The sequence below is a fragment of the Alloalcanivorax sp. C16-2 genome, assembly GCF_046507615.1.
In the GTDB taxonomy this organism is placed as follows: Bacteria; Pseudomonadota; Gammaproteobacteria; order Pseudomonadales; family Alcanivoracaceae; genus Alloalcanivorax; species Alloalcanivorax marinus_A.
Map to the genome: position 1 here is coordinate 301,385 of NZ_JBKFTL010000001.1, position 12,987 is coordinate 314,371.

The following is a 12,987-nucleotide window of genomic DNA, read 5'->3' on the forward strand; positions in this document are numbered from 1 at the left end:
GGAACCGGTCGGTCATCGGTCGGTCAGCTTACTGTAATTCTCACACTCCGTGTTCCCTTCGCCCAGGCATGGCCGCCTTTCGGGGACGGGTGTGCCTGTAATGTGGAGAACACGATGTTGCGAGTCATCGCGAGCCTGGCCCTGGTGGCGGCTCTGGTCCTGGGCGCCTGGTGGTGGCGGCAGGAGGGGCTGGAGCCGGCGGCGGCGCAGCGGCCGCCCACCGTGGTCAACGTGGCGCCGGCCATCACCCGGCCGCTGGCCAACCGGCTGGACGTGGTGGGCAACGCCCGGGCCAGCCGCGCCGTCACCCTGCTTACCGAGGTGGATGGCCGCGTCAAGGACCTGCATTTCCAGGAAGGGCAGAGTGTCGCCGCCGGTGATTTGCTGGTTTCCCTGGATGACCGTCAGGCGCGAGCCGATCTGGGCCGGGCACGGGCGGAGTATCAGCGCGCCCTGTCCGACTATCAACGGGCCGCGCGGCTGGCCGGCAGCCGCTCCATCTCCGAAGCGGAGGTGGATACCTTGAAAACCACCCTGGAAGCGGCCAAGGCGGATCAGGCCGCCAGCATGGCGGCCCTGGACGATCATCGTATCCGCGCGCCGTTCGATGGCGTGGTGGGCCTGCGCCAGGTGGACCCCGGCGCCTACCTTCAGGTGGGCGATCCGATCGCCAATCTGGACAGCATCCTGACCCTGGACGTGCATTTCCAGGTCCCGGAGCGTTACCTGGCCCACCTGCACGCGGGCCTGCCCGTGGACATCACCAGCGACGCCTATCCGGGCAAGACCTTCCACGGCAAGGTGGCGCTGCTCGATACCCGGGTGGATACCGCCAGCCGCGGCCTGCCGGTGAAGGCGGTGCTCGACAATAGCGAGACCTTGCTGCGGCCCGGCCAGTTCCTGCAGGTGTCGGTGTTGCTGGAGGAGCATGCCGCGGTGCTGGTGCCGGAACAGGCGGTGATCACCCAGGGCGCGCAAAGCTATGTGTTCACCGTCAGTGACACCCAGCGCGCCGAGCGCCGGGCGGTGAGCCTGGGCGGGCGCCGTGATGGCTGGGTGGAAATCACCGCCGGCCTGCGTGATCACGAGCCGGTGATCGTCAACGGCCACAGCCGCTTGGGCGGTGGAGCGCCGGTGAAGGTGGTGGAGGACCAGGGCGCCTTGTTGCCCGCGCAGCGCGCCTTGCTGGAGGAAGCGGCCTGATGGTTCTGAGCGACGTCTCGGTCAAACGGCCGGTCTTCGCGACCGTGATCAGCCTGCTGATCGTGGTGTTCGGCGTCAGCGCCCTGTTGAAACTGCCGGTGCGTGAGTACCCGGATATCGACCCGCCCCAGGTCACCGTGGAGGTCAGCTACGACGGCGCCGCTCCGGAAGTGATCGACACACAGATCATTCAGGTGGTGGAAGGCGCCATCGCTGGCGTGGAAGGGGTGCACCGCATCGAGTCGCGGTCGCGGCTGGGTTCGGCGCGTACCTCGGTGGAATTCAATCTCGACCGCGATCTCGACATCGCCGCCAATGACGTACGCGACGCGGTATCCCGGGTGCTCAATCACTTGCCAGAGGACGCCGACGCGCCGGTGATCGCCAAGGCCGATTCCGACGCCCGGCCGATCATCTGGGTGACCTTGAGCAGTGACACCCTGGCTCCCCAGGAGCTCACCGATTTCGCCGAGCGCAATCTGGTGGACCGCTTCGCGGTGCTTGATGGCGTGTCCGAGGTCATGATCGGTGGTGAACGCCGCTACGCCATGCGCGTCTGGCTGGATCGCCAGCGCATGGCCGCCAATAACATCGCCGTCAACGACATCGCCGGTGCCCTGCGCGCCAACAACGTGGAACTGCCCGCCGGACGGCTGGAATCCGACAGCCGCAGCTTCACGGTGCGCGCCGATAACCGGCTGGCCACGGTGGAGGCGTTCCGCGATCTGGTGCTGCGTCGGCAGGGCGATTACCTGCTGCGCCTGGGGGATGTGGCACGGGTCACCCTGGGCGTGGAAAACGACGACACCATGTTGCGCGCCAATGGCAAGCAGGCCATCGGCCTGGGCATCATCCGCCAGTCCAAGGCCAACACCGTGGCGGTGTCCGATCAGGTGCGCGCGGAAATCCGCCGTCTGAGTGACAATCTGCCGGCGGACATCAGCCTGGACATCAATCACGACGAATCCCTGTTCATTCGTGCTTCGATCCGCGAGGTGCTGATCACCCTGGCCCTGTCCATGGCTCTGGTGGTGGCGGTGATCTTCGTGTTCCTGGGCAGTCTGCGCGCCACCCTGATCCCGGCGGTGACGATTCCCGTGTCGGTGATCGGGGCTTTCATGGGCCTTGGTGCCCTGGGTTTTTCCATCAACGTGCTCACGCTGCTGGCGCTGATTCTGGCCATCGGCCTGGTGGTGGACGACGCCATCGTCATGCTGGAGAACATCCAGCGTCGCATCGACGAAGGCGAATCGCGGCTGGTGGCGGCCTTTCTGGGCGCCCGTCAGGTAGCGTTCGCGGTGGTCGCCACCACCCTGACGCTGGTGGCGGTGTTCGTGCCGATCTCCTTCATGGGGGGCGACGTGGGCCGGCTGTTCGGTGAGTTCGGTTTCACCCTGGCGGCGGCGGTGATCATCTCCAGCGTGGTGGCGTTGAGTCTGGCGCCGATGCTGTGTTCCCGCTGGCTCCATCCCCACCCCAAGGAGGAAGCCCGCAAACACCGGCTCGAGCGCGCCTTGGGCGGCCTTAATCAAGTCTACGCGCGGGCTCTGGCCGGCGCTCTCGGTCGTCCCTGGCCGGTGGTGGGGTTGTCGGTGTTGATCTGCGTGCTGGCCGGTCTGGTCTACAACGGCATTCCCCGAGAGCTATCGCCCACCGAGGATCGGGGCGTGTTCATCGTACCGGCCACCGCGCCCCAAGGCGCCACGGCGGAATACACCGCCTGGCATCTGCAACGGGTGGAGGGCCTGCTGGCGCCGCTTTTGGAGGAGGGTGGCGAGGGGCAGCGCACGCTCTCCATCGTCGGTTTCCGTGGCCAGCCAGAGCGCGCCTTCATGATCGCCCGTCTGAAACCCTGGGAGCAGCGTGAGCGCAGCCAACAGGAAATCGTTAATGGTCTGCGCGGCCCGTTGAGCGAGGTGGCCGGCCTGCGGGCCTTCGCCATCAACCCGCCCGGCCTGGGACAAAGCGGTTTCAATCAGGATCTGGAAGTGGTGATCGCGGGCCCCGACTATGACTCGGTGAAACGCTGGAGCAACGCCATGATGGACGCCATGGCGGCGAACCCGAATCTGCTCAGCATCGACACTGACTACGAGGAAACCCAGCCGCAACTGGACGTGGTGCTCGACCGGGCCAGGGCGGCGGACTTCGGGCTTTCCGCCACCGACGTGGGCCAGACCCTGCAGGCCATGTTCGCGACCCTGCAGGCATCCACCTATGTGGACCGGGGTCGCGAATACGACGTATTGCTGGAGGCCGCGGATGCCGATGCCCGGGAGCCGGAAGACATCAATCCGATCTACATTCGCACCGAGGCGGGCGCCCTGGTGCCCCTGTCCAGCGTGGTGGAACTCAACACCCTGGGTGCCGCTCCGGAACTGCGCCGGGTCGATCGGCTGCCGGCCATTACCCTGTCCGCCAATCTGGGCCCCGGCTACGATATGGGCCGCGCCATCGATTTCATCGAGACCACGGTGGACGATATTCTGCCCCTGGAAGCGCGCCTCGGTTACAAGGGCACGGCGGAGGAATTCACCGAGGCGTCCTCGGCGATCCTGGTCACCTTCGCCCTCGCTCTGGTGATCGTTTTCCTGGTGCTGGCGGCCCAGTTCGAAAGCTGGATCCATCCTCTGATCATTCTGCTCACCGTGCCGTTGGCCATCGCCGGCGCCCTGCTGGCGTTGTGGGCCTCCGGCAACAGCCTCAATATTTACAGTCAGATCGGCATGATCATGCTGCTCGGGCTGATGGCCAAGAATGGCATCCTGATCGTGGAATTCGCCAACCAGCTTCGTGATCAGGGCTATTCGGTGCGTGATGCCGTCTATCAAGGGGCGATCATCCGCTTCCGCCCGGTGTTGATGACCGGGGTATCCACCATCTTCGGCGCCATCCCACTGGTGTTCGCCAGCGGCGCCGGCGCCGAGAGCCGGTTTACCATCGGCGTGGTGATTCTCGGCGGTCTGCTGTTCGCCACCGTGCTCACCCTGTTCATCATTCCGGTGTTGTATGTGTGGCTGGCCGGTTACACCGGGGCCGCCGATGCCGTGAAGCAGCAACTCGAGAAGGAAATGAACGGCGACGGGGCGTCCCATGGAGTATGAGCTGGTCCGCTCCCGCCGGCGTAGCCTGGAGGTCCGGGTGTTTCCCGACGGTCATGTTCAGGTGCGTGCCCCGCAACGGCTGGCTTTGCGCCATGTGCGGGCCTTCGTCGATGAGCGTCGCGGCTGGATCGAGAAACAGCAACGGCACATGGCCGAGCGGCCCCGCCAGCGCTGGCGCCATGGGGATCACTGTACCCATCTGGGCGATACCCTGAGCCTGGAACTGGCGGCGGGCCGTCGGCGAGTAGCGCGCCATCACAACCACCTGCGGGTCACGGTGCCGGACCCCGACGATGAACGGCAGGTCAGTGATGCCGTTCACGAGTGGTGGCGTGCCCAGGCGCGCCCCTTGTTCCAGGCGCGCATCGAGGCCCTGTTCCCCTGGTTCGCCGCTCGCGGGCACGACTTCCCGGTGCTGAGGGTGAAGAAGATGCGCACCCGTTGGGGGTCTTTATCCCAGCGTGGCTACATCAATCTCAGCCTGCTGCTGATGCAGTACCCCCTGGCGGTGATCGACTACGTGGTGATGCACGAGCTTTGCCACCTGGAGCACATGAATCACGGGCCCGACTTTCACGCCCTGATGGACCGGCGCATGCCCGATTGGCGTCGCCGCAAGATGCTGCTGGAAGGCTGAGGAAGCCATCCGGTGCCGGCCTGGAAACCGGACACAAAAAACCCCGCGCCAGGCGGGGTTTTTTGTAGCAAGGGCGGGCCCTTACTCTGCGACGACGTTCGCAGCCTGCGGACCTTTCGGACCTTGCTGGATGTCGAAGCTTACTTTCTGGCCTTCAGCCAGGGTCCGGAAGCCGGAGCCGCTGATCGCACTGAAGTGAACGAAAACGTCCGCGCCACCGTCATCCTGGGAGATGAAACCAAAACCCTTGGACTCGTTGAACCATTTAACGGTACCAGTAGCCATTTGAATCTATACCTCAAAACTTTTCATAGGGTGATGCTTGCAAACCAGGAAGGGGGTGTTCGGAGACTTCTAGTGCTTCACGCGGGGAAGGCCACTACCAAAACCAGCCACTGCCACAATCTGCAGCGTTTTGACTTTACTACCCTTTTTCACACCGCACCAACTATTTTTTTGTAACCCGCTGGTGACCGCTGAAACCGCCGGCTAGCGCAGGCCGGCGGCGATCTCCAGCTCGTGGATGGACTGCTCAAGATAGTCCAGCAGGCGCTGCATCGAGGGCAGGGTACGGCGGCAGGCGATCAGACCGAACTCGATCTGGTCGCGGTAACTGGTCAGGGTCATGTTGAGAGCGATGCGGTCCAGCACCACCGACACCGGGTACTGCCCCTGAAGCTGAGCGCCGTTCCAGTACAGCGGCTCCCGTGGGCCGGGCACGTTGGAGATGATCACGTTGAAGGCACGCCATTTGGGCGCCAGGCCGGTGAGCAGGTTGAGCCCGGTGGGCGCCATGCTCAGGGCGGTGAAGTTGAGGATCTCCTCGGGGCTCATCTGCGCGAAACGCTGCTTGGCCTCCTTCACCGAGGCTTGCACCACCCGCAGCCGGTTGGCCGGGTCGCAAATATGCGTGCCCAGGTTCGCCAGGATCATGGCGATCTGGTTGCCGCCGGCGCTGTCGTCCTTGCGCAGGGACATCGGCACCATGGCGATCAGCGGCGCGTTCGGCAGAGCATTCTGGCTGATCAGATATTCGCGCAGGGCATGGCCGCACATGCTCAACACCACGTCGTTGAGCGTGCAATTGAAGGCGCCGGCCAGTTTCTTCAGGCGCGGCAGGGAATAGCTCTGCGCGGCGAACCGCCGGGAACCGGTAATGCACTGGTTGAGGATGGTGTCCGGGGCCTGGAAGATGGAAACGAAGTTGGGGTCGTCCTTGGCTTTCTGGGTGACCCGGTAGATTTCCCGCGCCAGCGCCGGCACGGTGGCGATCTGACGGCTGGCGCCGGCGGTGAGCCGGGCCAGGCTGCTGACCGCGTCCACCGGGCTGCCCAGCCCGCGCGCCCGCTTCTTGGGTTTGTAGGCCCACACCGGAGGCAGATCCCGCTCCTCCGGGTCCGGCGATAGGGCACGCATGCCCATGCGCATGGCCGAGATGCCGTCCACCATGGAATGATGCACCTTGGTGTAGAGTGCGAACTGACGGCCACGGATGCCCTCGATCAGGTGCGCCTCCCAAAGGGGGCGCTCCCGGTCCAGCAGATTGGAATGCTCCGCCGACACCAGCGACAGCAGTTCCCGGATGCGACCGGGCTTGGGCAGCGCCTCGTGACGGAAATGGTGGTCGATATCGAACTGCTGGTCCTCGTCCCAGTGCCACTGGCCCATTCGGCGGCGCAGGCGCTGGTTGAACGGAGGTTCCGGGTGGCAGTAGTCGCGAATCGACTGCGCCAGCTCGCTGACGTACTTGGGGCCGGCGCCCTCGGGAAAGGAAAAAAGTTGCAGGCCGGCCACGTGCATGGGTTGCTGTCGTTTTTCCAGATACAGAAACAGCTGATCCACCGGACTCAGAGTCTTCATGCCATCCTCGTTTGTTATTGCCGTCCCGCTCGGGAACAGGACGCGCTATCTCCTTGGCGTTCCGGGCCATCTTAGCAGAGCGGCCACGGTCCTGAATGTGCTTTCCGGTAATCGCGGCGCGGCCCTGGAGCCGACCGGGATGTGCACCGGTTCGCGTAATGGACACTTGCAAAAAGGCTGCCATTCCGATGCAACGGTTCGGTCACGGGGCCTTGCCACGGTGCTTCGATCACCGTTTGCGGAGAGGGTCATGCGAATCACCATCATGGCGCTGGCGGGGCTGGGGCTGGCCAGCGCCGCTCAGGCCAATATTCTGATCAGCGAGTACGTGGAAGGCGGCGGCTACAACAAGGCCATCGAGCTGCACAACGCCGGTGAGGTCAGTGAAAGCCTCGACGGCTACACCCTGGAGCTTTACAGCAACGGCGGCACCGAGCCGGGTGCCACTCTGGCCCTGGACGGCCGGGAACTGGCCGCCGACGAGGTTCTGGTGATCGTCTCCAACCAGGCCGGGGGTGAGCTCGCCGGGCTGGCGGATTTGAGCAGCGCCGCGATCAATCACAACGGCGACGACGCCTACGTCCTGCGCGACGCCGGCGGCGTGGTGGACAGCTTCGGCCGGGTCGGAGAGGACCCGGGCGACGCCTGGACCGGCGGCGGGCTGAGCACCCGGGACCGGACCCTGCGTCGCAAGGACAACATCACCACCGGCGATACCGTGATCGACGACGCCTTTGATCCGTCGGCGCAGTGGCAGGGCTATCCGGTGGACACCCTGGGCGGCCTCGGCGCCCCTGGCGCCGGCAGCGTGGAGGGCGATGGCGAGCCGGTTCCCCTGGGCGCCTGCGGCGAGCCGGTGACCCGCGTCGCCGCCATTCAGGGCAAGGGCGACGCCTCGCCGCTGGCCGGCGAGGGACACGTGATCGAGGCGGTGGTCACCGCCGTGTACCCGGCCTTCGACGGCTTCTATGTGATGGAAACCGAGGCCCACCGGGATGACGACCCCGCCACCTCCGAAGGGTTGTTCGTCTATCAGCCGGAGGCGGACGTGGTCGCCGGCGACCGGGTGCGGGTGAGCGGGACCGTCGACGAGTACTACGGCCTTACCCAGATCAGCGCCGACCACCGGGCCGTCTGCGAGCAGGGCCTGACCGTGTCGCCGGTGGCGCTGACCCTGCCGTTCGACGACCCGGCCGACCGGGAGGCCCTGGAAGGCATGCTGGTGACCGTGGAGCAGCCGCTCACCGTGAGCGACAATTACCAGTTGGCCCGCTACGGCAGCATGACCCTGAGCAACGGGCGCCTGTTCAATCCCACCAACGTGGCCGAACCCGGCGCGGCGGCCCGGGCGGTGAAGGACGCCAACGAACGCAACCAGGTGCTACTGGACGATGCCTCCAACGAGCAGAACCCGGTCACCGTGATCTACCCGGCCGGCGGTCTGGCGGCGGACAACACGGTGCGCGCCGGCTACCGCACCCGGCCGTTCCAGGCGGTGTTCACCTACGGCTTCGACGAGTGGCGTCTGCAGCCGGTGGGTGAAGTGGCGTTCGACACCGCCGCCAACCCCCGCGCCCCGGCCCCGGACCGGGCCGCCGGCAGCGACCTGCGGGTGGCCGCCTTCAACGTGCTCAACTACTTCAATGGCGACGGCCAGGGTGGCGGGTTTCCCACCGAGCGCGGTGCCCGCGACGCAGAGGAACTGACCCGGCAGCAGGCCAAGCTGGTGGCCGCGCTTAAGGACATCGACGCCGACGTGGTGGGGCTCATGGAGGTGGAGAACGACGGCTATGGCCCGGATTCCGCTCTGGCGCGGCTCACCGCCGCCCTGGGCCCGTCCTGGCGCTACGTGGACCCGGGCCTCGAGCGCCTTGGCGGCGACGCCATCGCCGTGGCGCTGATCTACCGCGGTGACGTCGTGGCCGAGGCCGGCACCGCCGCCACCACCGCCGTCGGTGCCTTCGGCAACAACACCAATCGCCAGCCCCTGGCGCAGACTTTCCGCCCGCTCAACGGCGGCGAGGCGGTCACCGTGGTGGTCAATCACTTCAAGTCCAAGGGCAGCTGCCCGGACGATGGCGAGAACGCGGAGCAGGGCGATCTGCAAGGCTGCTGGAACGCGGAGCGGGTGGCCGCCGCCGAGCAATTGCCGGGCTGGCTGGAGAGCGATCCCACCGGTGCCGACGAAGGCAACTGGCTGATCATCGGGGACCTGAACAGCTACGCCATGGAAGACCCGATCGCCGCCCTGCGCGACGCCGGTCTGGTGGATCTGATCCAGCGCTTCCAGGGCGACAATGCCTACAGCTACACCTACATGGGAGAGGCCGGCTATCTGGACCACGCGCTGGCCTCCGAAGCGCTCAACGAGAAGGTGCTGGCCGCCCACGAGTGGCACGCCAACGCCGACGAGCCGGTGGCGTTTTCCTACCGCCTGCCGGAGTACCAGAGCGACGACCAGCACCGGCTCTATTACGCCGCGAATGCCTGGCGTGCCTCCGATCACGATCCGGTGATCGTCGATCTGGCCCTGTCCGGCGCCGCCGGCGGCGAACCGGACCCGGAGGATGACGCCGGTGACGGTGGCGACAGTGACGGCGGAGGCCTCGGCTATGGCGTGTTGCTGATGCTGGCGGGCCTGGCGCGCCGCCATCACTGACCATTGCGCGGCGGCGGGGTACCCTTGGGCGCTGTCATGAATACCAAGGAGACGCCCATGCCGCCGCGCCGCTTTCAGGCTCTGTTGTTCGACCTCGACGGCACCCTGGTGGATACCCGCCTGGATTTCGCCGGCCTGCGCCGGGAGCTGGGTTTCCCCGATGGCATCGGCCTGCTTGAACATCTGGAGACCCTGCCGGAGGTGGAAGCCGCACGGGCCCGGGCGGTGATCGACCGTCACGAAATGGCCGGGGCCTCGGCGGCTACCTGGATCGACGGCGCCGAGGCGCTGCTGGCCGCGCTGCGCCGGCGTGGCGTGCCGACCGCCATCCTTACCCGCAACAGCCGCGCCGCCGTGGCCCGTACCGATCAGATGTTGGGGCTGCCGGTGGATCTGATCCTGACCCGGGAGGACTGCCCGCCCAAGCCGGACCCGGGCGGACTGCTGCGCATCGCCAGACGCCTCGGGCTGGCGCCGGCACGCACGCTGTACGTGGGGGATTTCGTCTACGATCTGCAGGCGGCGCGAAACGCCGGCATGGCGGCCGGTTTGCTGCTCAACGGTGGTAATGGGCATTTCGCCGATCAGGCCGACCTGGTGGTCGGCCATCTCGGTGAACTGCTGGACTGGCTGGAATAGCCGGGCACGGTTACTCGTAGTCGAACGAGAAATGCTCCGGCGCCAGTTGCATGGTGCTCTTGGTGGGTTTGAGGGCGCCGTCGGCGTGGCCCTTGGCGGCCGGCAGCATGCGCTCGAAGAAGAATTCCGCGGTGGCCAGCTTGGCCTGGTAGAACTCCTTGGGCTCGTTGCCGCCATGGGCCAGTTTGTCGCGGGCGACCTTGGCCTGCAGCGCCCAGAAGTAGGCCATCATGGCGTAGCCGGAATACATCAGGAAATCGTGGCTGGCGGTGCCCACCATCTCACGGTCCTTGGCGGCGACCAGCATGATGCGGGTGGTCAGGTAGTTCCACTCGGCGGCGATTTTGAGCAGCTTCCAGGCGTAGGGGCGCAGCTCGCCGTCGGTGAGGTGCTTGCGACCGAAATCGAGCAGCTTCTTGGAGAAATCGCGCACGCATTTGCCACGGCTGGACAGCAGTACCTTGCGGCCCAGCAGATCCAGGGCCTGGATGCCGGTGGTGCCTTCATAGAGCGTGGCGATGCGTGCGTCGCGCACGATCTGCTCCATGCCGTGTTCCTTGATGTAGCCGTGGCCGCCGAATACCTGCATGGCGTCGTTGGCCGCTTCCAGCCCTTTCTCGGTGAGGAAGCCCTTGAGGATCGGTGTCAGGAAGCCCAACTCGCTGTCCCAGCGGTCGTACTTGTCCTTGTCGTCCTCGAGGATGCCGGAAATCATGTTGTCGGCGTACTGGGCGGCGAAATAGATCATCGCCCGGCCACCTTCGGCGATGGCCTTCTGCTTGAGCAGCATGCGGCGCACGTCGCCATGGTGAATCAGGGCGTCGGCCACCGCGTCCGGGTCCTTCTTGCCGGACAGGGCGCGCATGGAACGGCGCTCCTTGGCATAGGGCAGGGAGCCCTGGTAGGCCAGTTCGGCGTGGGCGATGCCCTGGCAGGCGGTGCCGATGCGCGCCGAGTTCATGAAGGTGAACATGCATTCCAGGCCCTGGTTGGCCGGGCCGATCAGGAAACCGGTGGCCTGGTCGAAGTTCATCACGCAGGTGGCGGATGCCTTGATGCCCATTTTCTTTTCCAGGGAGCCGCACGCCACGCCGTTGTCCTCGCCGATCTTGCCGGGCAGGTACTTGGGCACGATGAACAGGGAAATGCCCTTGGTGCCCTTGGGCGCGTCCGGCAGGCGGGCCAGCACGATGTGCACGATGTTCTCGGTGAGATCGTGGTCGCCGGAAGAGATGAAGATCTTGGTGCCGGTGATTTTGTAGGAGCCGTTGTCCTGGGGCTCGGCCTTGGTCTTCACCTGGCCCAGGTCGGTGCCGCACTGGGGCTCGGTGAGGCACATGGTGCCCGCCCAGGTGCCCTCGGTGAGCCGGGTCAGATAAGTCTGTTTCTGCTCTTCGTCGCCGTGCAGCTGGATGGTGTTCATGGCGCCCAGGGACAGGCCCGGGTACATGGCGAACGACCAGTTGGCGGTGCCAAGCATCTCCTGCTTGAACAGGTTCAGCGACATGGGCAGCCCCTGGCCGCCGAACTCGGCGGGATGGGACAGGCCCTGCCAGCCCCCGGCCACGTACTCCTGATAGGCTTCCTTGTAGCCCTTGGGCGTGGTCACCACGCCGTCTTCCAGCTTACAGCCTTCCTCGTCGCCGCTCTGGTAGAGCGGCGCGATGGTGTTCTCGCACAGCCGCGCCAGTTCACCAAGGATCGCCTCCACCATGTCCGGGGTGGCGTCCTCGCCGTTGGGCAGGGTCTTGTAGTGACTCTCGAAGTCGAACACTTCGTTGATCAGGAAGCGCATATCGCGCAGGGGGGCCTTATAGGTCGGCATAACACACTCTCGTTCTGCGATTCCGGACGCGGGCGACCGGCCCGCTTGACATTGCCGAGCATATTAGCGAACGAGCGTTGACTGACATTGACGGTCAAGCGGAGGCCGCCGGCTTTACGGTGAATCAGCGTTTCGTGAATGCTTGAGAACATATGTACACATTAAGGGGCGGTCAATCACCCTTGCCCTTCCAGCCGTACATGGACGTGGACACCCCGGTCCGTTTCGCCACCTGGTCCCAGACCCGCCGGGGCAGAATGCCCTTGAGCAGCTCCACGGAGCGCGCCATGGGCGGTTCGATCACGAATGGCTCGCCCTTGGCGACGCCGCGCAGGATGCTGTCCGCCACCCCGCTGGGGGTAAGCATGGGCGAGAACAGCGGCGTCTTGACGCCCTTGAACATGCCGGTGGAAATGTAGCTGGGGCACACCGTGGTCACCTTGAGCCGGTGCTGATCCCGTTCCGCCAGTTCCAGACGCAAGGATTCGGAAAAGCCCACCACGGCCCACTTGCTGGCCGCGTAGGTGCTGCCATAGGGCAGGCCGATGAACGCCGAGGCGCTGGCGATGTTCACCAGGTGGGCGCGGTCGGCGGCCAGCAGGTCTTCCATGAAGGCGTGGGTGCAGGCCATCAGCCCCTCGGCGTTGACCTTGAAGGTGTCCAGGTGCTTTTGCAGCGGCACCTGTTCGAATTCGCCGCCGTGCACCACCCCGGCGTTGTTCACCAGAATACTCACCGGCCCGCGCTCTTCGTGGAGCTGGTCGCGGAATTTGGCGATCGAGGCGATCTTGCTCACATCCAGGGTATAGGCATGGGCGTTGCCGCCGGCGTTGGTGATGTGGTCCACCACCTCCCGGGCGGCGGCGATGCGCCGCGCGGTGACGATTACCTCGGCGCCCCGGGCGGCGAATTTCTCGGCCATCATCCGACCGATGCCCGCGCCGGCGCCGGTGATCAGAACACGGTGGTTGTCGAAACGGGGCATGGGCTCGCTTCCTGCGGTTGCAAATGAGCCCCTAGCATACAGGCCCGGAGGGGCGGACCGAATTGGCGCGAGAGG

Annotated in this window: 9 protein-coding genes; 5 read left to right on the forward strand and 4 right to left on the reverse strand. The window is 65.7% G+C overall.

Annotated features, from left to right (window positions below; translation table 11 throughout):
* Positions 1–114: 114 nt before the first annotated feature.
* The 3 genes from ACLD02_RS01415 to ACLD02_RS01425 are packed head-to-tail and all read left to right on the forward strand — an operon-like array spanning position 115 to position 4,944.
* Positions 115–1,203, forward strand: a complete 1,089-nt coding sequence (locus ACLD02_RS01415) for an efflux RND transporter periplasmic adaptor subunit (protein ID WP_203104170.1) — start codon at positions 115–117, stop codon at positions 1,201–1,203.
* Complete coding sequence (locus tag ACLD02_RS01420) at positions 1,203–4,307, forward strand: efflux RND transporter permease subunit (protein WP_410297752.1); 3,105 nt, start codon at positions 1,203–1,205, stop codon at positions 4,305–4,307. The genes ACLD02_RS01415 and ACLD02_RS01420 overlap by 1 nt, the downstream gene beginning before the upstream one ends.
* A complete protein-coding gene (locus ACLD02_RS01425; protein ID WP_410297753.1) occupies positions 4,297–4,944 on the forward strand; it encodes a M48 family metallopeptidase in 648 nt (215 codons plus the stop codon). The genes ACLD02_RS01420 and ACLD02_RS01425 overlap by 11 nt, the downstream gene beginning before the upstream one ends.
* Positions 4,945–5,025: 81 nt before the next feature.
* Here ACLD02_RS01425 and ACLD02_RS01430 read toward each other — a convergent pair whose 3' ends face one another.
* Positions 5,026–5,229: a cold-shock protein gene (locus tag ACLD02_RS01430; protein ID WP_161382743.1), complete on the reverse strand. Its 204-nt coding sequence runs from the start codon at positions 5,227–5,229 to the stop codon at positions 5,026–5,028.
* Between the two features lie 204 nt (positions 5,230–5,433).
* The gene (locus tag ACLD02_RS01435; RefSeq protein WP_203104164.1) at positions 5,434–6,804 is read right to left on the reverse strand and encodes a WS/DGAT/MGAT family O-acyltransferase; all 1,371 of its coding nucleotides are present in this window, start codon (positions 6,802–6,804) and stop codon (positions 5,434–5,436) included.
* 250 nt (positions 6,805–7,054) lie between these two features.
* Here ACLD02_RS01435 and ACLD02_RS01440 point away from each other — a divergent pair, with 250 nt between their 5' ends.
* Positions 7,055–9,463 carry an ExeM/NucH family extracellular endonuclease gene (locus tag ACLD02_RS01440; RefSeq protein ID WP_410297754.1) on the forward strand — a complete coding sequence of 803 codons (2,409 nt, stop codon included), beginning with the start codon at positions 7,055–7,057 and terminating at the stop codon, positions 9,461–9,463.
* A 36-nt stretch (positions 9,464–9,499) separates the two neighbouring features.
* A complete protein-coding gene (locus ACLD02_RS01445) occupies positions 9,500–10,102 on the forward strand; it encodes an HAD family hydrolase (protein ID WP_410297755.1) in 603 nt (200 codons plus the stop codon).
* A gap of 10 nt (positions 10,103–10,112) precedes the next feature.
* Here the strand turns inward: ACLD02_RS01445 and ACLD02_RS01450 are convergent, their stop codons facing one another.
* Together ACLD02_RS01450 and ACLD02_RS01455 are read right to left on the reverse strand one after the other, a co-directional pair.
* The gene (locus ACLD02_RS01450) at positions 10,113–11,927 is read right to left on the reverse strand and encodes an acyl-CoA dehydrogenase C-terminal domain-containing protein (RefSeq protein ID WP_410297756.1); all 1,815 of its coding nucleotides are present in this window, start codon (positions 11,925–11,927) and stop codon (positions 10,113–10,115) included.
* 172 nt (positions 11,928–12,099) lie between these two features.
* Positions 12,100–12,912 carry an SDR family NAD(P)-dependent oxidoreductase gene (locus ACLD02_RS01455; protein WP_203104157.1) on the reverse strand — a complete coding sequence of 271 codons (813 nt, stop codon included), beginning with the start codon at positions 12,910–12,912 and terminating at the stop codon, positions 12,100–12,102.
* Positions 12,913–12,987 lie beyond the last annotated feature (75 nt).